Annotated in this window: 23 protein-coding genes; 6 read left to right on the top strand and 17 right to left on the bottom strand. The window is 68.0% G+C overall.

Going from position 1 to position 21135, the window contains the following annotated elements; all coding sequences use genetic code 11:
• Nucleotides 1–28 precede the first annotated feature (28 nt).
• Both G6N51_RS20150 and G6N51_RS20145 read right to left on the bottom strand, forming a co-directional pair.
• Nucleotides 29–769 carry a glucose 1-dehydrogenase gene (locus G6N51_RS20150; RefSeq protein ID WP_083173607.1) on the bottom strand — a complete coding sequence of 247 codons (741 nt, stop codon included), beginning with the start codon at nt 767–769 and terminating at the stop codon, nt 29–31.
• 15 nt (nt 770–784) lie between these two features.
• Nucleotides 785–1885 carry an NAD(P)H-dependent amine dehydrogenase family protein gene (locus G6N51_RS20145; RefSeq protein ID WP_083173606.1) on the bottom strand — a complete coding sequence of 367 codons (1101 nt, stop codon included), beginning with the start codon at nt 1883–1885 and terminating at the stop codon, nt 785–787.
• 107 nt (nt 1886–1992) lie between these two features.
• On the opposite strand from G6N51_RS20145, the gene G6N51_RS20140 reads away from it, so the two are divergent.
• Nucleotides 1993–2886, top strand: a complete 894-nt coding sequence (locus tag G6N51_RS20140; protein WP_083173645.1) for an alpha/beta hydrolase — start codon at nt 1993–1995, stop codon at nt 2884–2886.
• A gap of 27 nt (nt 2887–2913) precedes the next feature.
• Here G6N51_RS20140 and G6N51_RS20135 read toward each other — a convergent pair whose 3' ends face one another.
• Entirely contained in the window at nt 2914–3537 is a 624-nt protein-coding gene (locus G6N51_RS20135) for a TetR/AcrR family transcriptional regulator (RefSeq protein WP_083173605.1), read from the bottom strand.
• A 159-nt stretch (nt 3538–3696) separates the two neighbouring features.
• On the opposite strand from G6N51_RS20135, the gene G6N51_RS20130 reads away from it, so the two are divergent.
• Nucleotides 3697–3825, top strand: a complete 129-nt coding sequence (locus G6N51_RS20130) for a hypothetical protein (RefSeq protein ID WP_174814407.1) — start codon at nt 3697–3699, stop codon at nt 3823–3825.
• A gap of 14 nt (nt 3826–3839) precedes the next feature.
• On the opposite strand, the gene G6N51_RS20125 is transcribed toward G6N51_RS20130, so the two are convergent.
• The 4 genes from G6N51_RS20125 to G6N51_RS20110 form a co-directional block, all read right to left on the bottom strand.
• Complete coding sequence (locus G6N51_RS20125) at nt 3840–5267, bottom strand: NAD(P)(+) transhydrogenase (Re/Si-specific) subunit beta (protein ID WP_083173604.1); 1428 nt, start codon at nt 5265–5267, stop codon at nt 3840–3842.
• Nucleotides 5264–5593 carry an NAD(P) transhydrogenase subunit alpha gene (locus tag G6N51_RS20120; protein ID WP_083173603.1) on the bottom strand — a complete coding sequence of 110 codons (330 nt, stop codon included), beginning with the start codon at nt 5591–5593 and terminating at the stop codon, nt 5264–5266. The genes G6N51_RS20125 and G6N51_RS20120 overlap by 4 nt, the downstream gene beginning before the upstream one ends.
• Nucleotides 5594–6691, bottom strand: coding sequence for a Re/Si-specific NAD(P)(+) transhydrogenase subunit alpha (locus G6N51_RS20115; RefSeq protein WP_083173602.1), 1098 nt, complete (start codon nt 6689–6691; stop codon nt 5594–5596).
• Nucleotides 6692–6922: 231 nt separating this feature from the next.
• Entirely contained in the window at nt 6923–7384 is a 462-nt protein-coding gene (locus tag G6N51_RS20110) for a nuclear transport factor 2 family protein (protein WP_083173644.1), read from the bottom strand.
• 158 nt (nt 7385–7542) lie between these two features.
• Here G6N51_RS20110 and G6N51_RS20105 point away from each other — a divergent pair, with 158 nt between their 5' ends.
• Nucleotides 7543–8763, top strand: coding sequence for an acyl-CoA dehydrogenase family protein (locus G6N51_RS20105; RefSeq protein ID WP_083173643.1), 1221 nt, complete (start codon nt 7543–7545; stop codon nt 8761–8763).
• Entirely contained in the window at nt 8756–9577 is an 822-nt protein-coding gene (locus G6N51_RS20100) for a tyrosine-protein phosphatase (protein ID WP_083173601.1), read from the top strand. The genes G6N51_RS20105 and G6N51_RS20100 overlap by 8 nt, the downstream gene beginning before the upstream one ends.
• Nucleotides 9578–9607: 30 nt before the next feature.
• Here G6N51_RS20100 and G6N51_RS20095 read toward each other — a convergent pair whose 3' ends face one another.
• The 6 genes from G6N51_RS20095 to G6N51_RS20070 all read right to left on the bottom strand — a co-directional run bounded on the left by G6N51_RS20095 (nt 9608) and on the right by G6N51_RS20070 (nt 15693).
• Nucleotides 9608–10468, bottom strand: coding sequence for an SDR family oxidoreductase (locus G6N51_RS20095; RefSeq protein WP_083173600.1), 861 nt, complete (start codon nt 10466–10468; stop codon nt 9608–9610).
• 50 nt (nt 10469–10518) lie between these two features.
• Nucleotides 10519–11946, bottom strand: coding sequence for an aldehyde dehydrogenase family protein (locus G6N51_RS20090; protein ID WP_083173599.1), 1428 nt, complete (start codon nt 11944–11946; stop codon nt 10519–10521).
• 141 nt (nt 11947–12087) lie between these two features.
• A complete protein-coding gene (locus G6N51_RS20085) occupies nt 12088–13020 on the bottom strand; it encodes a class I SAM-dependent methyltransferase (protein WP_142275102.1) in 933 nt (310 codons plus the stop codon).
• Between the two features lie 36 nt (nt 13021–13056).
• Nucleotides 13057–13998: a class I SAM-dependent methyltransferase gene (locus G6N51_RS20080; RefSeq protein ID WP_083173597.1), complete on the bottom strand. Its 942-nt coding sequence runs from the start codon at nt 13996–13998 to the stop codon at nt 13057–13059.
• Nucleotides 13999–14071: 73 nt separating this feature from the next.
• Nucleotides 14072–14707 carry a TetR/AcrR family transcriptional regulator gene (locus G6N51_RS20075; RefSeq protein ID WP_083173596.1) on the bottom strand — a complete coding sequence of 212 codons (636 nt, stop codon included), beginning with the start codon at nt 14705–14707 and terminating at the stop codon, nt 14072–14074.
• Between the two features lie 2 nt (nt 14708–14709).
• Entirely contained in the window at nt 14710–15693 is a 984-nt protein-coding gene (locus tag G6N51_RS20070; protein WP_083173595.1) for a pirin family protein, read from the bottom strand.
• Nucleotides 15694–15873: 180 nt separating this feature from the next.
• On the opposite strand from G6N51_RS20070, the gene G6N51_RS20065 reads away from it, so the two are divergent.
• Nucleotides 15874–17874: a chloride channel protein gene (locus tag G6N51_RS20065; protein ID WP_083173594.1), complete on the top strand. Its 2001-nt coding sequence runs from the start codon at nt 15874–15876 to the stop codon at nt 17872–17874.
• On the opposite strand, the gene dps is transcribed toward G6N51_RS20065, so the two are convergent.
• Nucleotides 17871–18419, bottom strand: coding sequence for a DNA starvation/stationary phase protection protein Dps (dps, locus tag G6N51_RS20060; RefSeq protein ID WP_083173593.1), 549 nt, complete (start codon nt 18417–18419; stop codon nt 17871–17873). The two genes, G6N51_RS20065 and dps, sit on opposite strands and share 4 nt — an antisense overlap.
• 93 nt (nt 18420–18512) lie before the next feature.
• Entirely contained in the window at nt 18513–19424 is a 912-nt protein-coding gene (locus tag G6N51_RS20055; RefSeq protein ID WP_083173592.1) for a DNA-3-methyladenine glycosylase family protein, read from the bottom strand.
• A 54-nt stretch (nt 19425–19478) separates the two neighbouring features.
• Between G6N51_RS20055 and G6N51_RS20050 the strand changes: the two genes are divergently transcribed.
• Nucleotides 19479–19874: a nuclear transport factor 2 family protein gene (locus tag G6N51_RS20050; RefSeq protein ID WP_232078442.1), complete on the top strand. Its 396-nt coding sequence runs from the start codon at nt 19479–19481 to the stop codon at nt 19872–19874.
• On the opposite strand, the gene G6N51_RS20045 is transcribed toward G6N51_RS20050, so the two are convergent.
• Entirely contained in the window at nt 19871–20251 is a 381-nt protein-coding gene (locus G6N51_RS20045) for a DUF427 domain-containing protein (protein ID WP_083173590.1), read from the bottom strand. The genes G6N51_RS20050 and G6N51_RS20045 overlap by 4 nt on opposite strands.
• A 28-nt stretch (nt 20252–20279) precedes the next feature.
• On the bottom strand, nt 20280–21134 hold the full coding sequence (locus tag G6N51_RS20040) for a class I SAM-dependent methyltransferase (protein ID WP_372510196.1): 855 nt from the start codon (nt 21132–21134) through the stop codon (nt 20280–20282).
• Between the last annotated feature and the right edge of the window lies 1 nt (nt 21135).

The raw sequence follows: 21135 nt of genomic DNA, 5'->3' as shown, positions 1-21135 counted from the left end.
TATCTTCGCGTGCCGGCGGAATCGCCGCCTAGAACGGCTTGTGCGGCACGTCGGTCACAAGTCCGCCGTCCATGACGAACTCACTTCCGGTCGCGTAGGACGACTCGTCGCTGGCCAGGAACAGGATGAACGTCGAGACCTCGCGCGACTCGGCCGGGCGACCGAGCGGAATGGTCACCATGTCCTCGGGCAGGTGGGCGGTCATCGGGGTACGGATGAAGCCGGGGTGCACGGAGTTGACCCGGATGTTGTGCGGCGCCAGCTCCAGCGCCGCGGACTTGGCCAGACCGCGCACCGCCCACTTGGAGGCGACGTAGGGGTGCACCATCGGCGCGCCGCGCAGGCCCTCGATCGAGGACACGTTGATGATCGACCCGCCGCCCGCAGCGATCATGGGATCGACGGCCACCCGCATGCCCAGGAAGGTTCCGGTCAGGTTGACGTCAATCACCTTCTGCCACTTGGCCAGATCGAAACTCCTCAACGGGCCGAGCGCGACGGTGCCGGCGTTGTTGACCAACACGTTGAGCTTGCCGAATTCGCCGATCGCGGTCTCGACGGCGGCGTCCCACTGGTCGGGCTGGGTGACGTCGAGGTGGACGTAGCGCACGGAGTCGCCGATTTCGTCGGCCACCGCCTTGCCCTCGTCGTCGAGGATGTCGCCGATCACGACCTTGGCGCCTTCGGCCGCCAGCAGCCGCGCGTGCTCGGCGCCCATCCCGCGGGCGCCGCCACTGATGAGTGCGACTTTGCCTTCTACCCGTCCCACAGGGACTCCTTTCGTTTAGGTACTCACCAAAGTGGTTGGTGCGTAAAGGCCTTTGCCGGTCACCAGCGGCAGGTCCAGCGTGGTCCGGATGCCGGGCGGCGCGGCGATCACCGCGGGAATGGCGTTGACGATGCGCCCGGCGGCGCCGACGATCGCGGCGTGGTTGTGGTCGCCCTTGCGGCTGCTGGGAACGATGTCCACGGCGTAGGACGGCTCGCCGGTGATCTCGACGCGGTAGGAGCCGCCGCCCGCGGCCGGCTGCGCCCAGTCGGGTCGAAGGTCCGGCCGCAGCCGGGTGATGTGCTCGATGACGATGGCCGGGCGCCCGTTGGACATGCCGCGGATCTCGAATTGCAGCGCGGCCATGGTGCCTTTGGGAACGCGCCCGACGGCGATGTCGAAGTCGTCCGGCGCCGGCTCCCGCTGGTAGGACTCGGTGATCTCGTCGATCTCGATGCCCAGGCCCGCCGCCAGCTGGCGGATCGCCGTCCCCCAGGCGATGCCGAGGATGCCCGGCTGCAGCAGCATCGGTACCTCGTCGAGGGGCCGGCCGAATCCCATGTAGTGCATGACTTCCGCGCCGTCGTAGGTGGCGTAGTCGGCGATCTCCATGCAGCGCACCTGCTCGATGCTCTGACAGGTGCCCGCCAGCGCGAAGGGGATGAGGTCGTTGATGAACCCGGGGTCGACCCCGGTGATGAGGATGCTCGAATTACCTTGTCGGGCCGCATCTTCGACGCGTTCGATGTACTTGTCGGGCATCACGCCCCACGGGTATTGCAGCAGCCCCGGCGCGGACCCGACGACGTTGACGCCGGCGGCCAGGATGCGCATGACGTCGGCCATGGCGTCGGGCAGTCGGGTGTCTCCCATCGCGCAGTAGACGACGCACTCGGGGTTGGTGGCCAGCAGAGCGTCGAGGTCGGAGACGGCCGTCACGCCGGTGACGACATCGGCGGCGAGACCGACGCCGCACAGTTCGCCGGCATCCTTGCCCACCTTCTCCGGGGTGGACACGCACACGCCCGTCAATTCGAACTGCGGATTGGTGATCAGCTCGGCTAGGGCCAACCCTCCGACATTTCCGGTTCCAACGTGCGCGACGCGGATCACCATGAGAGTCTCCGTTCGTTGAGCGCTCAAACGTTTCTAGACAGTAGTCCATAAAATCTGTGGCGCATACCGCGGACGGCTCGGGGGCCGCCCGGCAGAATGACTCGTTGATGACACAACGTGAAGACGTCCAATTCCCCTCCGGTGGGGTTCTCATCAGCGCCTGGCTCTACCGGCCGACCGGCAGCGCACCCGCGCCGCTGCTGGTGATGGCGCACGGCCTGGGCGGGGTGCGCGCCATGCGACTCGACGCCTACGCCGAACGATTCAGCGCGGCCGGTTACGCCTGCCTGGTGTTCGACTATCGCAACTTCGGCGACAGCGAGGGCGAGCCGCGCCAGGTGCTCGATATCGGGCTGCAGCTCGCCGACTGGGCCGCCGCGGTCGCTTACGCGCGCACCCTTCCGGGAATCGACCACGATCGAATCGCGCTGTGGGGCACCTCTTTTGCCGGCGGGCATGTAATCGCCACGGCGGCCCGGCTGCCGGGTATCGCGGCCGCGGTGGTGCAATGCCCCTTCACCGACTCCGTCGCGTCGATACGAACGCTGTCCCCGCTGATCTTTTTACGCGTCGGGATGCGGGGCGCCCGCGACCTGCTCGCCGAACGGCTCGGGAAACCACCGGTGATGATCCCGACGGTGGGGAGGCCGGGCGAGGTCGCGCTGATGAACGCACCCGACGCGTACCCTGGCTATCTGAGGCTGGTGCCCGACGGTGTGGACATCGCCCAGGAGGTGGCGGCCCGAATCGCGTTGCGAATCATGGCCTATCGTCCCGGACGCGACACCGCGAAGATCCCTTGCCCGATCCTGTTCTGCGTGTGCGAAGCCGACTCGGTGGCTCCACCGGGGCCGACGCTGCGCTATGCGGCCAAGGCTCCGCGCGGTGAGGTCAAGGTGTATCCCGAGGGACACTTCGCGATCTACGTCGACGAGGCGTTCGACCGTGTGGTGGCCGACCAGCTCGCCTTCCTCGACAAGCACCTGAAGGCCGCGGCGTAGCCAGGCGATGCGGGTCGCCACCATAATCTACGGTCCGAGCGGGGAACTGGTGCGGATCGCTTCGTCGCGGATCAGCCCGCGCAGCAGCGCGGTGCTGAATTCGGCGGCGATCTCCTTGGCGCTGCGCCGCCCGCTCGGCCGCAACCACCGGTAGGCGCCGAGCGTCATGCCGATGTAGCCCAGCGCCAGGACGTGGGAGTCGCACTGGTAGAACTCGCCGCTGGCGATGCCCCGGTCGATGAGGCCGTGCACGTGCTCGTAGACCTGGGTTTCCTTTTCCCGCACCGCGGCGACCTGCTCTTCGGTGAACCACTCGGTGATGTACGGCTGCTCCTGGAAATACACGGCGGCACCCTCGGGATTGGCAGCGATCTGGTCGAGCAGGCGCACGGTGTACTGGTACAACGCCTCCCGCGCGGTCATCGAGGGGTCGTCGTGAACGGCGGCCAGCGTGCGCTCGGCGGCCTGCTGGTAGATGTCGTAGAGGATCAGGGACTTGCTGGCGTAGTAGTGGTAGACCGTCGCCTTGTTCAGTCCGATCACGTCGGCGACGTCATCCATCCGGGTGCCGTGGTAGCCGCGTGCGGCGAAGAGCTTGGTGGCCACAGCCAGCAACTCCTCGCGGCGCGTTCGTCCGTTCTCGGATGGCATCTGTACTCACTATCGTCGTCGCCGGGCCGGTTGCCGGATCCCGGGCACGGCCAATTATCAATCAACTGGTTGGACAGTTTAGGCAAACGCCAGGTGTCGCCCCGACCAGGATGGGGCTAGACTCGCCCTCAAAGCTCAAGTCGCGACTGGAGGGGTGGCCTGATGGATCCGAACCCGGACTACGACGCTAGCGACGAGATCGAGTTCTTCTTCCGCTACGTCCCCTGGGGGCTGCGCGGCGTCGTCGACGGCAACGGCTACCCGCCGCCCGCCTATCCGCCGGTCTAGAACCCTGTAAGCGCTTATAGCGCTTTGAGTTCCTCGGCGACCTCGGTCACCGACTTTTTCGCATCCCCGAACAGCATCGTCGTGCCGTCGGCGTAGAACAGCGGGTTGTCGATGCCCGCGAACCCCGAGTTCATCGACCGCTTGAGCACGATCACCGATTTGGCCTTGTCCACGTTGAGGATGGGCATGCCGTAGATGGGGCTGGATTGCTCGTTGCGCGCCGCCGGGTTGGTGACGTCGTTGGCGCCGATGACGATCGCGACGTCGGTGCGGGCGAACTCGTCGTTGATGTCGTCCATGTCCTTCATGGCGTCGTAGTCGACCTCGGCCTCGGCCAGCAGGACGTTCATGTGCCCGGGCATCCGGCCCGCGACCGGGTGGATCGCGTACTTGACCGGGACGCCCTTCTCCTCCAGCAGCGACGCCATGTCCTTGACGGCGTGCTGGGCCTGGGCGACGGCCAGGCCGTACCCCGGCACCACGATCACCTGGTTGGCGTAGGCCATCTGGATCGCGGCGTCCGCGGCCGAGGTCGCCTTGACGTGCTTGTCGCCGCCGTCCCCGCCGGCGCCCGGCGCCACGCCCCCACCGCCGAAGCCCCCGGCGACGATCGCCGGGATGGAGCGGTTCATCGCCTTGGCCATCAGATTGGTCAGGATCGAGCCGGAGGCGCCGACGATCATGCCGGCCACGATCATCGCGGTGTTGTTGAGCGCCAGGCCGGCCGCCGCGGCCGACAGCCCGGTCATCGCGTTGAGCAGCGAGATGACGACCGGCATGTCGGCGCCGCCGATCGGCAGCACCACCATCAGGCCGAGCACACCGGCGGCGGCCAGCAGGCCGACCATCCACCACAGCGACGCCCCGCCGGTGCCCGGGTGCGCGTGCAGCCCGACCACCACGGCCGCCGCCACCGCGGCGACGAGCAGCAGCAGGTTGATCGGTTGCTGCAGCTTGCCGAAGCCGATCGGCGACCCGGAGATGATCTCCTGCAACTTGCCGAACGCGATGATCGAGCCCCAGAAGGAGATCGACCCGATGATGGCGGCGAACAACGACGCCACCACGACGTGCACGGTCGGCGACTCGCCATGCTGGAAGGACGAAAAGCCCTTGGTTTCAATGAATTCCGCCAGGGCGATGAGCGCGACGGTGCCGCCGCCGACGCCGTTGAAGAACGCCACCAGCTGCGGCATGGCGGTCATCTTCGTCAGCCGTGCGGGCGGGACGCCCAGCACAACACCCACGACCAGACCGGCGATGATCAGCACCCAGGACTCGGTGTGGCGGATCTTGATGAGCGTCGCGGCCACGGCGATGGCCATGCCCACCGCGGCGATCAGGTTCCCCCGCACCGCGGTCTTGGGACCCGTCAGGCCCATCAGGCCATAAATGAAGAGGGCGAACGAAACGATGTAGAGGACGGTGACGAGATAATTCATTTCGCCGCCGGCTCCTCGGTCTTGGCGGGCATGGCCTTCTTCTTGCCCTTGAACATGCCCAGCATCCGGTCGGTGACGATGAAGCCGCCGATGACGTTCAGCGTGCCGAACACCACCGCGACGAACAGGATGATCTGCACGGCCAGCGAGGGGTGCTCGACCTCGCCGAACACCACCAGCGCGCCCAGCACCACGATGCCGTGAATGGCGTTGGTCCCCGACATCAGCGGCGTGTGCAGCGTGTTGGGCACCTTGGAGATGACCGCGAACCCGACGAACCCGGACAGCACCAGGATCGCGAGGTTGGCCAATAGCTCGTCGTACATCTATGCGTCTTCTTTCCCGGCACGAGTGACGCAGGCCGCCGCGACGACTTCGTCGTCGAAGTCGGGGGCCAGCTTGCCGTCGGTGATCAACAAGTCCAGTAGCGCGGTGATGTTCTTGCTGTAGAGCTCGCTGGCGTGCTCGGGCATCGTGGCCGGCAGGTTCAGCGGCGAGGCGATGGTCACGTCGTGCTTGACGACGGTCTGCCCCGGCTCGGTGAGCTCACAGTTGCCGCCGGTCTCCCCGGCCAGGTCCACCACCACGCTGCCCGGCTTCATCGCCTCCACGGCGGCGGCGGTCACCAGCCGCGGGGCGGGCTTGCCCGGCACCAGGGCCGTGGTGATCACGACGTCGAAACCGCTGATCGCTTTTTCCAGCGCCTGCTGCTGCTGGGCCCGTTCGTCGTCGGTGAGCTCACGGGCGTACCCGCCCTCACCGGCCGCGTCGATGCCCACGTCCAACCATTGCGCGCCCACCGAGCGCACCTGATCGGCCACCTCCGGACGCACGTCGTACCCGGAGGTTCGTGCGCCCAGCCGTTTGGCCGTCGCGAGCGCCTGCAGCCCGGCGACCCCGACACCGAGCACCAGTACGCTGGCCGGCTTCACGGTGCCCGCCGCGGTCGTCAGCATGGGGAAGAACCGCGTCGATTCCGAGGCCGCCAGCAGCACGGCCTTGTAGCCGGCGACGTTGGCCTGCGACGAGAGCGCGTCCATCACCTGGGCCCGGGAGATCCGCGGGATGGCCTCGAGCGCGAACGCCTGCACGCCGGCCTCGGTGAGCGCGCCGATCGAATTGTCGGCGTTGCGCGGTGCCAGGAAACCGATCAGGGTCTGCCCGCGGCGCAACCTGGCGACCTCTTCTTTGGTGGGCGGCGCCACCTTCACGACGATGTCGGCGGACCACGCGTCGCCGATGGTGGCGCCGGCCTCGGTGTAGAGCTCGTCCGGAAGCAGCGCGCCTTCGCCCGCGCCCGACTCGACCACTACCGCCACACCGCTGCCGGTCAACGCCGCCACCGCCTTGGGCACCAGCGCGACCCGCCGTTCGTCGGCCGCGGACTCGGCGACCACCCCTACCGTCGTCTGCGCATCTGTCATGGCGCGTACATCTGCTTCCCGCACTTTCCTGCCGTTTTGGATGTGCCGCCGCTGGGGGCCGCACGCTTCGCTACCTTAACGCCTGCCGGAATCCGCCCCGGACGTGCGATCGACCGGGGCGGGATACCCACGCCGTGACCGATCGGCTCCCGTCGATGGTTCGTCAGCCGGGGCGAACGCAGTAGCGCCCGCCGCGTTGTGGAGTCACAAGGCGACGTTGTGGACCGCCGGCTACCAGAGCGGGATGTCTCGGCCGTGCTCCGCCGCCGGCCGGGGCCCGAAGTAACGGCGCTCGGACTCGTCGATCGGGACGTCGTTGATGCTGGCCTCGCGGCGCGCCATCAAGCCGGACGGGGCGAACTCCCACAACTCGTTGCCGTAGCTGCGGTACCACTGGCCGCTCGCGTCGCGGCACTCGTACTGGAACCGCACGGCGATGCGGTTGTCGTGGAAGTCCCACAAGCTTTTCCGCAACGCGTAATCGAGTTCGCGCTGCCACTTGCGGGTCAGAAACGCCACGATCTCGTCGCGGCCGACGACGTGTTCGCCGCGATTGCGCCACTGCGAGTCCGGCGTGTACGCCAGGCTGACGCGGTGCGGGTCGCGGGTGTTCCAGGCGTCCTCGGCGGCCTGCACCTTCTCGCACGCCGCCTCATGGGTGAACGGGGGGAACGGCGGACGGGATTCGCTCATGGCATCCATCGTGCGCTCCGCGACCGCGAGACTGGAAGCCACGCATGCTCGTCGCGGCGAGTCGGAGGCGGGGTTTCAGTGTCGCGAAAGTGCAGCAACGCGACTCGCCATATCGGGCGTCGTCGCACGTGTCCTATGGTGACGGCATGGACTTCGCGATGTCGGCCAAAGCCAACGATTACCACCAGCGATTGACCGACTTCATGACCGAGTACGTCTTCCCGGCCGAGGCCGACTACGACAAGTACCGGCAAGAGGCCGGCCCGGACGACCACACCGTCCCGCCGATCATCGAGGAGCTGAAGACCAAGGCCAAAGAGCGCGGGCTGTGGAACCTGTTTCTGCCGGCCGAGTCGGGGCTGACCAACCTGGAATACGCTCCCCTGGCCGAGATCACCGGCTGGAGCCTGGAGATCGCGCCCGAGGCCCTCAATTGCGCGGCGCCCGACACCGGCAACATGGAAACCCTGCACCTGTTCGCCACCGAGGAGCAGCGCAAGCAATGGCTGGAGCCGTTGCTGGGCGGCGACATCCGCAGCGCCTTCTCGATGACCGAGCCCGCGGTCGCCAGCAGCGACGCGCGCAACATCGAGACGTCCATCGTCCGCGACGGCGGCGACTACGTGATCAACGGCCGCAAGTGGTGGACGTCCGGCGCGTCGGACCCGCGCTGCAAGATCCTGATCGTCATGGGCCGTACCAACCCCGAGGCGGCGAGCCACCAGCAGCAGTCGATGGTGCTGGTGCCCATCGACACCCCCGGCGTGACGGTCGTCCGCTCCACCACGGTCTTCGGTTACCAGGACCAGCCCGGCCACTGCGAGATCATCTACGACAACGTCCGGGTCCCGGTCACCAACCTGCTCGGTGAGGAGGGCGGCGGCTTCGCCATCGCCCAGGCCCGGCTCGGCCCGGGACGCATCCACCACTGCATGCGCGCGCTCGGCGGCGCCGAGCGCGCCCTGGCCCTCATGGTCGATCGGGCGCAGAAGCGGGTGGCGTTCGGCCGCCCGCTGGCCGAGCAGGGCGTGGTGCGCGAGGCGATTGCCAAGTCGCGCAACGAGATCGATCAGGCCCGGCTGTTGTGCCACAAGGCGGCGTGGACGATCGACCAACACGGCAACAAGGCCGCCCACACGTTGGTCTCGCAGATCAAGGCCGTCGCGCCGCAAGTGGCCTGCGATGTGATCGACCGCGCCATCCAGGTGCACGGCGCCGCCGGGGTCAGCGAGGACACGGTGCTGGCCCGGTCGTACGGCTGGCATCGGGCCATGCGCCTGTTCGACGGCCCCGACGAGGTGCACATGCGGACCATCGCCCGCGCCGAACTCGGCGGGGAGAAGTCCCCGCTCGCCGCTGCGGTCACCGCACATGGGTAGGGCGACCCTCCGGGAGTTGCCCGGCGCGTGGAACTTTCGCGACGTCGCCGACGGTGTGGGCACGCTACGGCCGGGCCGGCTGTTCCGGTCCAGCGAGCTGAGCCGCCTGGAAGACGACGGCCGGTCGACGTTGAGGGAGCTGGGCATCACCGACGTCGCCGACCTGCGCGCCGCCCGTGAGGTCGCCCGCCGGGGCCCCGGCCGGGTTCCGGACGGCGTCGACGTCCACCTGCTGCCCTTCCCGGACCTCGCCGACGACGCCGGTGAGGACGATGACGCCCCCCACGAGCACGCGTTCCGGCAACTGATGACCAACGGCGAGCCCGACGAGTCCATCAACGACACCGCCGCCCGTTACATGGTCGACGAGTACCGCCAGTTCCCCACCCGCAACGGCGCCCAGCGCGCGCTGCACCGCGTGGTCACGCTGCTGGCCGCCGGGCGGCCCGTCCTCACCCACTGCTTCGCGGGCAAGGACCGCACCGGCTTCGTGGTGGCGACGGTGCTGGAGACCGTCGGCATCGACCAAGACGCCATCGTCGCGGACTACCTGCGCAGCAATGACGCCGTGTCGGAGCTGCGGGGCCGGATCTCGGAGATGATCCAGCAGCGCTCGGAGACCGAGCTGACACCGGAGGTGATGACCTTCACCGAAGCGCGGCTGTCCGACGGTGTCCTCGGCGTCCGGCCCGAGTACCTGGCCGCGGCGCGCCAGACGATCGACGAGCAATTCGGTTCGCTGGACGCCTATCTGAGCGACGCGGGCATCACGGAGGCCGACGTGGATCGACTGCGCCAGGCGCTGCTCGCCTGACGTGAGCCACGCGGCCCCGGCCGCCGACCGCTACAGCTTGAAGTTGGCCTGCTTGGCCGCCGAGAGGTCGTCGATCTCCGCCCAGTGCGCGGCGACGTCCTCCACCGACGGCGGCTTGTCGAAGTTGGCGCCCTCGTTCTGGAACAGCGCCACCCGCTGGACCTTTCCGCCGCCGACGACGAAAACCGATGCGTTGTTGGCGTTTTCCTCCGTGCACAGATACGCCACCACCGGCGCGACGTACTCGGGCGTCAGCTTCTCGAGCACCTCCTTGGGCAGGATGTCCTCGGTCATGCGGGTCGCCGCGATCGGCGCGACGGCGTTGGCGTGGATGTTGTACTTCGCCCCCTCCTGCGCCAGCGTGTTGATCATGCCGACCAGGCCGAGCTTCGCCGCGCCGTAGTTGGTCTGCCCGAAGTTGCCGAACAGGCCGCTGGTGGAGGTGGCGACGACGACCCGGCCATAGCTCTGCTCGCGGAAATGCGGCCAGGCGGCCCGCAGCACGTTGTAGCCGCCGTACAGGTGCACCTTGAGCACGGCGTCCCAGTTCTCGAACGTCATCTTGTGGAAGGTGCCGTCACGCAGGATCCCGGCGTTGCTCACCACGCCGTGGACGGCGCCGAACTCGTCGAGCGCCGTCTTGATGATGTTGGCCGCGCCCTCGGGGTCGGCGACGCTGTCGTAGTTGGCGACCGCCCGGCCACCCGCGTCCTTGATCTCATTGACGACGTGGTCGGCCATGTTGTGTCCGGCGCCGGTGCCGTCGCGGGAGCCGCCGAGGTCGTTCACGACGACGCTGGCGCCCTCGCGGGCAAGGGTCAGGGCGTATTCACGGCCCAGTCCCCCACCGGCTCCGGTGACGACGATGACGCGATCCTGCACTCCGGGCATCAGGTTCCTCTCTCAGGTGAAAACTAGGTCCTAGTAAGCGTTTCGGGCGATCAGAACATTCGGCGGGCCATCTTGAAGGCCCGCGGGGTGTACGGCGGGTAGATAAAGCTCGACAGGTCGGGCCGGGTCGGCTTGGTCAGCACCGACTTGCGGTGGCTGAACTCCTCGAAGCCGTAGCGCCCGTGGTAGGCGCCCATCCCCGATGCGCCGACACCGCCGAACGGCAGCTTGGCCGTCGACACCTGGAAGGCCAGGTGGTTGACCAGCATGCCGCCGGCCGGCACCTCCTTGATCACCCGTTCGCGGGTCTCGCGAGTCTTGGTGAACAGGTAGGCGGACAGCGGCTTGGGCCGGGAGTTGACGAAACGTATTGCGTCGTCGAGGGATTGGACCGTGATCACCGGCAGGACGGGCCCGAAGATCTCGTTCTGCATCAGCGGGCCGTTCGGGTCGGGGTCGACCACGACGGCGGGTTGGATGCGCAGGCTCGACGGGTCACACTTCCCGCCGACGACGACCTTCCCGTCGCCACCGGCCAGGTAGCCGCTGATCCGGTCGAACTGGCGCTGGTTGACGATCCGCATTCCGTCGGGCTTGTCCGACGTGAACTTGGTGATGGCCGCGCCGATCTTGTCCACCAGCTCGTCACGAATCTTGGCGTCGGCCAGCACGTAGTCGGGGGCGACGCAGGTCTGCCCGGCGTTCAGCAGCTTCATCCAGGCGATCCGCTTCGCGGCGACGTCCACGTCGGCGTCGGCCGCCACGATCACCGGGCTCTTGCCGCCGAGTTCCAGCGTGCACGGCGTCAGGTGCGGCGCGGCGCCTTCGTAGACCTTGCGGCCGATCTCGGTGCCGCCGGTGAACAGCACGCGGTCCAGGCCCTGCGCGATGAGCTCCTGGCTGACCGAACCGTCGCCCTCGACCACGGCGATCGCGTCGTTGTCGAGGTATTTGGGCACCAGGTCGGCCATCAGGTGCGCGGACGCCGCGGCGATCTCCGAGGGCTTGAGAATGACGGCGTTGCCCGCGGCGATCGCGCCGACCGCGGGCCCCAGGGTCAGGTAGAACGGGTAATTCCACGCGCCGATGATCAGCACGGTGCCGTAGGGCTCGAATTCGATCCATCCGCGGCCGGGCAGCTGCGGCATCTCGAGCAGCTGGTATTTGCGGCGCGTCCACCTGCGCACCCGCTTGGCCGCATACTTCGCTTCGCCGGCCGTGGTCGCGACGTCGGCGATGAACGCCTCGAACGGGCTGCGGTCCAGATCCTCGGCCAGAGCGGCCGCGATGGCCGCCTCGTTCTCCTCCATCAGCTTGGCCAGCTGCAGCAACTGCCGTTTGCGCCACTCGATGTCGCGGGTGCGCCCGGTGGCGAAGGTCTTGCGCAGCCGCTCGACCGTCGCGGGGATGTTCGCCGGCTGCGGCGCCGGCGCGCCGTTGGCGGCGGATGTCTTGGGTGTAACCGATTCGGTGGTCATCGTTGTCCTTCCCCTGCTTCGGTCATCCCGGGGGCGCCCGCTGCTCGTCGCGCGCGCGCTCAATGGGTGATTACCGCGATCCTAACCATCCGGTTGGGAGAGCAGTAGAAAGGATCTGGCCCGGCGACCGGTGCGCCCGGGCTACACCCGCTCGGCGATGACGAAGTCGGAGAAGGCGTCGTCGTCGTCGGCCAGCGGGACGTTCTCGTTCCAGCGGCCCAGCCGGCGCATCTCGTCCGTCGAGCGCTGCGCTCGCGCGCGCCAGCCGTGGCCGTTGAGCCAGTCCGTGACGTCCGCCCGGTGCTCGTCGCGGTACATCAGCTCCCCGACGTCGACGGTCTCTTCGATGCCGAGCTCGTCGGCCACCTTCCGGAACCGCTCACGCATCTGCTGCCGACGCTCGTCGGCGTGCGCGGGCGCGGTCTCCGCCGACACCCGGCTCCCGGGCGGGCTCAGCTCGCCGATCTGGGTGAACAGCCGGTCCTGCGCCTCGGCCGGCAGGTACATCAGGAGACCCTCGGCCAGCCACGCGGTACGCGCCGCCGGGTCGAACCCCGCGGCGCGCAGCGCGGCCGGCCAGTCCTGCCGCAGGTCGATCGCCACCGCGCGACGGTCGGCCGAGGGCGTCACCCCGTGCTCCGCCAACGTTGCGGACTTGTACTCGAGCACCTGGGGCTGGTCGATCTCGTACACCACGGTGCCCGCGGGCCAGTCGAGGCGGTACGCGCGTGAATCCAGGCCGGACGCCAGGATCACGACCTGCCGGATGCCGGCGGCGACCGCATCGTTGAAGTAGGTGTCGAAGAAGTGGGTGCGCACCGCCTGGTAGCTGCGCATGTGTTCGAGCTGCGCCGTGGCCTCTTCATCGAGGGCTTCCACCTTGGCCGCGACGTCGGGATCCAGCATGTGCTCCCACAACACGCCGGCGCCGGCGTTGGTGACCAGCAGCTTGGCGTACGGGTCGCGGATGAGGGGGTCGGGCCGTTCGGTTTCGACGGCCCGGGCGGCGGCGACCATCACCGCCGTGCTGCCGACACTGGTCTTGATGTCCCAGGTGTCGTCGTGGGTGCGCAGGGAACTCATCGCGGTGCTCCTCGGGTTTGGGGGAAGTCAGGCGGTCGGCTCGCCGAGACGCGCCCGCAGCAACGTGCTGCGCACCGCATCTTCGGCCAGGTCTTCGGGAACCGGGCGGCCCAGCCGGGCCATTTCGTCGCGGTTGTCCACGGTGTGTACCTGCCAGCCGTGGTCGCTCAGCCACCGGGCCGCGTCCGACCGGTCCGGTTCGTGATAGGTCAGCGCCTGCACGTTGACATCCAGGCCGAGCCGTTCCCGCATCCGCAGCCGGCGCTGCGAATTGCTCCGGGAGTTCAGGCCGAACGCCTCGATGGCGACCTGGCTGCCCGGGGCGCTGAGGGCGGTGAAGAGTTCGAAGAGGCGGTCTTGCGCGTCGCTTGGCAAGTACGGGAGCAGGCCCTCGGCCAGCCAGGCGGTCGGGCGGGTCCGGTCGAATCCCGCGGCGACCAGCGCCGCCGGCCAGTCGTCGCGCAAGTCGACAGCGACCGGACGGCGGTGTGCAGTGGGTGCGGCGCCCTGCTGCTGCAGAATGCCGGTCTTGTACTCGAGCACCTTGGGCTGGTCGATCTCGTAGACGACGGTGCCGTCCGGCCAGTTCAGGCGGTAGGCCCTCGCGTCCAGCCCGGCGGCCAGGATGACCACCTGGCGAATCCCGGCCGACGCGGCGTCCGCGAAGTAGTCGTCGAAGAAGTGGGTCCGCACCGCCTGATAGTCGATGCCGAGGCGATGCGCGCGGCGTCCCTGCTCATCGCCGTCGAGCCAGCCCATCTCTGGATCGGTGAGCCGGGCCCATGCCGGACCGGCCGACGAGACCAACACGCGCGCGAACTCGTCGCGGATCAGCGGGTCGCGTCCGGCGGTTTCCGCCGCCCGCGACGCCGCAACGCCCAGCGCGGTGGCACCGACGAGTTCGGTGATGGCCCAGCTGTCGCCGGCAGATCTCAGGGAAGGCGGTAACGACTCATCCAGATCAGTCATGACCCGACCATGCTACCGGGATAAGTTAGTTAGCCTATACGCTTTGTGCGCAACTTCACTGCGCCAAGGGCGCCTAGGACCCCGGCCGCCAGAGCGCGCCCTCCAGCAACTGCCGCAGCATTCCGGTCACGGCGAGCATCTGTTGGTAGCTCTCCACGTAACCGGCGTACAGGCCCACCCCGCACAGGACGACAACCAGCGACTCGACCAACGCCGGCGCGTCGACGTCCGCGACGACCTCACCGCGCGCGATCGCGTCGTGGACGACCCGCACCAGGAATTCCCGAACAATCCGCACCGACTCGTTTTCGGTTCTGTTCCATTCCGGGTGCCGTTGCGACTCGAGTATTGCGCTGATAATCAGCGCCGACCCCGAGGGATGCTCGGAATTGGCCCGCACCGCCGCGGAGATGAATGTCGTCAGCCGCCCGACCAATGTGATTTCCCGCTCGGCCTGCTTGAGACCGGTCCCGATGATGGCTTCGTTGGTCTGCTCCAGCACCTCGCGATACAAGACACGCTTGCTGGAGAAGTAATGGTTGATCGCGGGACGGGTCAGATCGGCGCGAGCGGCGATCGCCTGAAACGTCGCGCCGTCGTACCCGCGTTCGCTGAACACCAGCCGAGCGGCCTGCATGATTCGTTGCCGCGTCTCATCGGCCTTGGCGGCAGGGGGGCGCCCTGGCCTGCGCCCCACCCCTGAAGACATCGTTAAAGTGTGCCACCGCCATGGTGCGGCATCAGCGCATTCGGCGGAATGCTGCCGAACTTCCCGGCCTGGTAGTCCTGCACCGCCTCGACCAATTCGGCCCGTGAGTTCATCACGAAAGGCCCGTAGTGGAATACGGGTTCGCGAATGGGTTGGCCGCCCAGAAGCAGCACATCCATCGCCGCTGTGCGCGCCGATTCCTGCGCCCGGTCGGCCCCGACGGTGATCCGATCTCCGGGTCCCAGCACCCCCAATTGACCCTCGCGAATCGGGTGCGCGACCGGACCGACATATCCGCTGCCGGACAACACATACACCAGCGCATTGAAATCACGCCGCCACGGAAGGTTGAGGCGGGCGCCCTTTTCGATCGTGGCGTGCGCGAGGGTGATCGGCGTGTGGGTGACGCCGGGCCCCCGGTGGCCGTCCACCTCGCCGGCGATGATGCGGACCAGCGCCCCGCCGTCATCGGATGCGATCAACTTTGCGTCGCCACCCTCGATGGCCTGGTACCTCGGCGGCGCGAACTTGTCCTTCTTCGGCAGGTTCACCCACAGCTGGATGCCGTGAAAGAGGCCGCCGCTGTCGACGAGTTCGGCGGGCGGCGTCTCGATGTGCAGGATGCCCGAGCCCGCGGTCATCCACTGCGTGGCGCCGTCGGTGATCAGTCCGCCGCCGCCGTGGGAGTCCTGGTGGGCGAACTTGCCGTCGATCATGTACGTGACCGTCTCGAACCCGCGGTGTGGGTGCCAGTCGGTGCCCCTCGGCTCGCCCGGCTGGTATTCCACCTTGCCCATCTGGTCCATGTGCACAAAGGGGTCCAGGGCGGCAGCGCCGACCCCGGCGAACGCACGGACGACGGGAAAGCCCTCCCCCTCGTAGCCGCGCGGCCCGGTGGTGATCGACCGGACGGGGCGCTCGGTGTCGGCGGGGACTGCCGCGCCGATGCGCGGCAGCGTCAGCGTGTTGGCGGTGATGGCGGGCATGTGACCTCCGTAATCAGAACTACCCGTATAACCGGACTGCGGTCCGATTATTCCGGTAGCACGCCCCTCGACCGGCGAATAGTTGCGTAAGGCAATATTTGCTGTCGTAGATGGTTATGGGCCTGCTGATTGTGAATCGGTCAACGCGCGAAGTGAGGCCGTCGGGGGAAGGATGCGTGGATGGGGCAAAAACCGACGGCCGCTCCGCTGCGCAGGAGCCGGCCGGTGTCCAACTCGCTGGGCCGGTTCGCCGGCTGGATGCGCGCGAACAGGCTCGGACTATTCTGCGTCGCGATCGTCGTCGGGCTCGGCGCCGGGCTTGGCGCGGTAGCGTTCCGGTACCTGATCTACGGATTCACCTGGTTGGCGACCGGGCACGACGAGTTCGGCCAAGAAGGTTGGGTGGGCTCCAACCATTTACCCTGGCTGGGAATCGGCTTCTTCGTAGTCATCCCCGTCGTCGGTGGCTTGCTGTACGGACCATTGATCTCGCGGTTCGCCAAGGAGGCTCGCGGCCATGGCGTACCAGAAGTCATGATCGCGGTCGCTGAGAACGGTGGCCGGATCCGACCGCAGGTGACGGTGGTGAAGGCGCTGGCTTCCGCGCTGTGCATCGGTACGGGCGGATCGGTCGGCCGCGAGGGGCCTATCGTGCAGATCGGCGCGGCGATGGCGTCCGGCTTCGGCCAATGGGTGCGGATGCCGGAGAACCGGCTGCGGGTGCTGGTGGCCTGCGGCGCCGCCGGCGGCATCTCGGCCACCTTCAACGCCCCCATCACCGGCGTCTTCTTCGCCGTCGAGCTGATCCTGCGCGAACTGTCCGTGGAGGCGATCTTCACGATCATGCTGTCGTCGATGGTCGCCGACGTCGTCGCCCGCGTGTTTTTCGGCTCGGCCCCCTTCCTGACCGAGCTGCCCGCCGGCATCGAACTGAATCACATCGCCAACTACCTGCTGGTGGCGCTCCTCGCGGCAATCGCGGGGCTCATCGGGATCCTCTTCAAGAACGTCCTGTACAAGACCGAGGACCTATGCGACCGGGTCTGGGGCGGGCGCCCCGACTGGGCGCGGCCGGCGGTCGGCGGGATCGTGCTCGGCCTGCTGCTGCTGGCGGTGCCGCAGCTCTACGGTGTCGGCTACCCGGTGATGTACGCCGCCTTCGCCGGCCATTACGCGCTGTGGTTCTTGCTGCTCCTCGCCGCCGGGAAGATGCTGGCGTGCAGCCTGACCATCGGCATCGGCGGATCGGGCGGTGTATTCGCTCCCTCGCTGTTCGTCGGGGCCACCTCGGGCATGGCGTTCGGGCTGTTCGTCCAGCACACGATCGGCACGGCCGTCGGGCACCCCGCCCTCTACGCCATTGTCGGCATGGGCGCCGTGTTCGCCTCGGCCGCGCGCGCCCCGCTCACGGCGCTGGCGAGCACCGTCGAGATGACCGGGGATTTCACCCTCACCCTGCCGGTCATGTTGGCCGTCGCCGTGGGCACGACGGTATCCCGCGGCCTTTCCTACGGCACCATCTACACCACCAAGCTGTTGCGCCGGGGCATCGACATCGACCGACCCACCCCCAGCAACGCCTTCGCCGACCTCACCGCGGCCGACGCGATGCACCGGTTTGCCGTTCCGGTGGATCTGACCAGCCCGGTCGGCAACAACGACCGCGACTTGACGGGCTTGCTCGGCCCCGTCACCCGCATCCGGGAACCGCAGGCGCTGTTCGCCAACGACAGCCTCGCTCAGGCCTTGCGCCAACTCGTGCTCTACGGCCGCGACGGCCTTCCGGTCATCGACACCGAGGTCCGGTCCGTCCAGGGTTGGCTGACAAATCAGAACGTGCTGCGAGCGCTCAGCGCCTACTTCGCCGACGCCCAGCCCGGCGTCGCGGCCGGCCACCAGGCCGCCGAATGGGCCGATCCGCAAGCCGCGGTCCCCGAACACGACCCGCACAGCCAGCTGGACGGGTACTGCATCGTCGAACACACCCTGGCGAGTGACTCGGCGGCCGTCGGCCGAACCCTAGGCGACCTCGAGTGGCCGGACGGTCACTTCGCCGTGTCGGTCCTGCACAACCGGCGGCTCATCGATGCCGACGCGACCCTGCGGCTTGCCGCAGGCGACCGGGTCAACGTTCTCACGCCCAAAAACGGCGCGCAACACAATGATTCGACGGCCAATTAGGAAGCGCTGCGCGCGCTGCCGGCGGCGTCCTTCTCGGTGGCGGCACCCTCGTGGGTCAGCTTGCCGCCTGCGCTCTCCAGGTGGGCGCGGACAAACCACTGGAACTTCTCCAGGTTCCCGGCCTGGTCGATCAAGAGATCCTGGGTGACCGGGTCGAGCTCCTCGGTCTCCTCGATGTACTTGCGAATGTCCTCGATGACGCCGGTGTAGACCAAGTCGAGCGCGGCCAGGTGGGCCTGCACGGTGTCGCGGCCGACCGAGTAGTCGTCCCAGGTGCGGTCTTTGATGATCGCTCCCGGCGTGCCCTGGGGTGATCCGCCGAGGGCGGCGATGCGCTCGGCGACGTCATCGGCGAAACCGCGAACGGCCTCCACCTGCGGGTCGATCATCTCGTGCACGCCGATGAAGTTGGGCCCCACCACATTCCAGTGAACGTGCTTGAGCGTCAGGTGAAGATCGTTGTAGGTACTCAATTGCCTTTGCAGCAGTTCGGTCAGCCGCGCTCCCTGTTTGTCGGTGAGCCCTGGGATGGTGAACTGTGTCATCGATTTCCTCCGTTTCGCACACGGTCACGTCTCCGCAGTGGGTACCCGGTGACCGGTGCCGAAAACGCGGCCCCGGCGAGGCCATGACCACGTTTAGAGCTCGCCGATGTGCTGCACCGGCAGTCGCGGGCCACGCCGCGGCTCGTAGGCCAGCCCGCTGGCCTCGAGCAACCGGACCACCCGGTGCCGGTGTGGTCGCATCGGCTCGAGCAGTTCAAGCATGCCGGCGTCGTCGACCGGGCGGCCCACCAGCGTCCAGCCGATCATCTTCGGGACGTGGTAGTCGCCGACCGACAGCGCGTCGGCGTCCCCGAACGCCCGTTGCGCGGTTTCGGCGGCGGTCCATTCCCCCACACCCGGCAGCGAGGTCAACGCCTTGCGGGCCTGCGCGGCCGGACGGGCTGCCAGCCGTTCCAGCGAGGCGGCCCGCCGCGCGCACGCCACCAGGGTCTGCGCGCGCCTCGGGTCGACGTTGGCGCGGTGGAATTCCCACGACGGTATGTATCGCCACACTTCGGCCGGCGGCGGCACCCGCATCCGCGCCGGCGCCGGTCCCGGCGCCGGCGAGCCGTACTTGGACACCAGCAGGCGCCACGACCGAAACGCGTCGGCACCCGGCACCCGCTGCTCGATGATCGCCGGGATCAGAGCCTCAAGCACCAGCCCGGTGCGGCCCAGGCGCAAGTGCGGAACGCGGCGACGCGCATCGGCGACGATCGGGTCCCTGGGCACGAAATCCGACGCGTCGTCCTCGGAGCCCAGCAGCGCGGGCAGCCGTTCGACGAACTCGGGCGCCCCGCTGCCCCATGCCACGCAGCGGGCGGCGTTGGCGGTCGCGCGCGTGATCCGGGCGGTGACCGGCCCGGTGGGCAACAGGCTGGTCCGCCAGATCGCACCGTCACCGGACGCGTGAAAACAGGGATCCCCGAAACCGCGGCGAAGCGGCGCCAACGTGTGCCCGAAGCTGACCGCCCCGGGGAACGTGACCGTGCGCGCGATTTCCACCGACCGACTCTCCGATTGACCGTTAACGATGTGCCAAGTCAATATTGCGATGTGATGACGCCGTTCGATGACCCGCAGGGCGAACTGGCCTGGATGTTTCTGCAGAATACGAGCGAGGGGGGCGACCTCGACGAGGGCTTCGCGCTGCTCAGCGACGACTTCACCTACTGGTCACTCGTCACGCGCGCCTCCTGCGACAAGGAGACCTTTCGGCGGGTGGTCGAGCGGCGCAAGCGCGAACTCGAGATCACCCTCGACCTGGTGCGTTGTGTCAACGAGGGGGAAACGGTGGTGGTCGAGGCACAGGCCAACGGCACCACCACCGCCGGCGTCGAGTACGACAGCCCGTTCGTCTGCATCTTCGACACCCGCGACGGGTTGATCGTCTCGATGCGGCTGTACAGCGATACCCGAGCCCACGAGGTCGCGCTGCCCGGGTGGATCTGCTAGGCCGCCGAGACGCTGATTTCGGCCTTGTTCGGGTAGAACGCGACATGCCCGGCGATCGCCGCGACCGCCGGATAAGGCTGCTCGTAGGTCCAGATCACGTCCTCGACGGTGTCGCCGGCCGAGCTGGTCACGCTGTAATAGCTGGCTTCACCCTTGAAGGGGCAATACGTGCTGGTGTCCGTGCGGGTCAGCCGGTCCTGCACCACGTCGCTCATCGGAATGTATTGCACCGCGGGCAAAGTGGCCTCGCGCAATTCGAGGGCGGCCGTCGTGTCGGCGACCAGCTCGCCGTTGACGCGGACCTGGACCCGCCCCTTCGTCGGCTCGATGCTGATCGGGTGGCCAGCGTTGGGTTCTTTGATTTCGGGGTGGCTCATGGTCTCCTCCTAGACGCCGATAGCGGGTTCAACACGAGCCGGGGCCCGACACTTCCCGATCAGGGTGCCCGAATGCGTAGCGGTGATATTGCGCCATCGTCCGCAATGTCGGCACCTTCGCCATCACCCTGCCCACCCGGCGCGCGAGCGGGGACACCAGGTCGAAGGTGTCGCTGTCGAAGACCGACTCCCATGCCAGCAGGCGCACTCCGGGAACGGTGTCGAGGATGTCGCCTGGCCCGTCGATACCCCAGTGCAGTTTCGACCCGGAGCGGCGGACCACCGCGTTGATGAACTGGGTGCGAATGCCGAAGGTGTTGAAGGCGTCGAACTGCAGTTCGCCGGAAGGGAATCGATCGACGACGCGGCGAAGCAACGCCGGCCCGTCGTCCTTGTTCAGGTACATCGTCAGTCCCTCGGCGATGAACAGGGTGGGGCGGTCGGCGGGTACCTCGGCCAGCCACGACGGATCGGTGACCGAGGCCGGCAGCATCCGATAGTTCGTTCGGCCGGGATACAGCCGTTCACGCAGATCGATGATGTCGGGATAGTCGACGTCGTACCACCGCACCCCGGGCGGTGGATCCAGACGGTAGACGCGGGCATCCAGACCGCAGCCCGCGTGCAGGACGGCCGCTTCTGGATGCGCGGCCAGGAACTGCTGCACCCAGGTGTCGAAGTGTTTGCTGCGGACGGCGACCGACGGCGCCCGGCGCGCATCGATCGTCGTTGTGTCCCAGTCGTACTCGATGCGTGCCACCGCGGCCTTCGCGAAGTGGTCACCGAGGATCGACGGGCAGGCGTCCGCGTCCAGCGCCTTGGCGTACAGCGTCGCCAGCGTCGTCTGCGGCGGCCCATGGAGATCGACGCGTATGCGGTCCACG

The organism is Mycobacterium paraseoulense (assembly GCF_010731655.1).
Lineage (GTDB): Bacteria > Actinomycetota > Actinomycetes > Mycobacteriales > Mycobacteriaceae > Mycobacterium > Mycobacterium paraseoulense.
The sequence above is the reverse complement of the archived record's forward strand: the minus strand, read 5'-3'. Positions and strand labels throughout refer to the sequence as shown.

What these genes read in the sequence shown, in the direction of transcription:
- G6N51_RS20045 (WP_083173590.1), bottom strand. Translation starts at nt 20,251, where the DNA reads ATGAGCCACCCCGAAATCAAAGAACCCAACGCTGGCCACCCGATCAGC.
- G6N51_RS20105 (WP_083173643.1), top strand. Translation starts at nt 7,543, where the DNA reads ATGTCGGCCAAAGCCAACGATTACCACCAGCGATTGACCGACTTCATG.
- G6N51_RS20135 (WP_083173605.1), bottom strand. Translation starts at nt 3,537, where the DNA reads ATGCCATCCGAGAACGGACGAACGCGCCGCGAGGAGTTGCTGGCTGTG.
- G6N51_RS20100 (WP_083173601.1), top strand. Translation starts at nt 8,756, where the DNA reads ATGGGTAGGGCGACCCTCCGGGAGTTGCCCGGCGCGTGGAACTTTCGC.
- G6N51_RS20065 (WP_083173594.1), top strand. Translation starts at nt 15,874, where the DNA reads ATGGGGCAAAAACCGACGGCCGCTCCGCTGCGCAGGAGCCGGCCGGTG.
- G6N51_RS20070 (WP_083173595.1), bottom strand. Translation starts at nt 15,693, where the DNA reads ATGCCCGCCATCACCGCCAACACGCTGACGCTGCCGCGCATCGGCGCG.
- G6N51_RS20075 (WP_083173596.1), bottom strand. Translation starts at nt 14,707, where the DNA reads ATGTCTTCAGGGGTGGGGCGCAGGCCAGGGCGCCCCCCTGCCGCCAAG.
- G6N51_RS20050 (WP_232078442.1), top strand. Translation starts at nt 19,479, where the DNA reads ATGACGCCGTTCGATGACCCGCAGGGCGAACTGGCCTGGATGTTTCTG.
- G6N51_RS20095 (WP_083173600.1), bottom strand. Translation starts at nt 10,468, where the DNA reads ATGCCCGGAGTGCAGGATCGCGTCATCGTCGTCACCGGAGCCGGTGGG.
- G6N51_RS20110 (WP_083173644.1), bottom strand. Translation starts at nt 7,384, where the DNA reads ATGAGCGAATCCCGTCCGCCGTTCCCCCCGTTCACCCATGAGGCGGCG.
- dps (WP_083173593.1), bottom strand. Translation starts at nt 18,419, where the DNA reads ATGACACAGTTCACCATCCCAGGGCTCACCGACAAACAGGGAGCGCGG.
- G6N51_RS20125 (WP_083173604.1), bottom strand. Translation starts at nt 5,267, where the DNA reads ATGAATTATCTCGTCACCGTCCTCTACATCGTTTCGTTCGCCCTCTTC.
- G6N51_RS20120 (WP_083173603.1), bottom strand. Translation starts at nt 5,593, where the DNA reads ATGTACGACGAGCTATTGGCCAACCTCGCGATCCTGGTGCTGTCCGGG.
- G6N51_RS20145 (WP_083173606.1), bottom strand. Translation starts at nt 1,885, where the DNA reads ATGGTGATCCGCGTCGCGCACGTTGGAACCGGAAATGTCGGAGGGTTG.
- G6N51_RS20080 (WP_083173597.1), bottom strand. Translation starts at nt 13,998, where the DNA reads ATGACTGATCTGGATGAGTCGTTACCGCCTTCCCTGAGATCTGCCGGC.
- G6N51_RS20115 (WP_083173602.1), bottom strand. Translation starts at nt 6,691, where the DNA reads ATGACAGATGCGCAGACGACGGTAGGGGTGGTCGCCGAGTCCGCGGCC.
- G6N51_RS20090 (WP_083173599.1), bottom strand. Translation starts at nt 11,946, where the DNA reads ATGACCACCGAATCGGTTACACCCAAGACATCCGCCGCCAACGGCGCG.
- G6N51_RS20140 (WP_083173645.1), top strand. Translation starts at nt 1,993, where the DNA reads ATGACACAACGTGAAGACGTCCAATTCCCCTCCGGTGGGGTTCTCATC.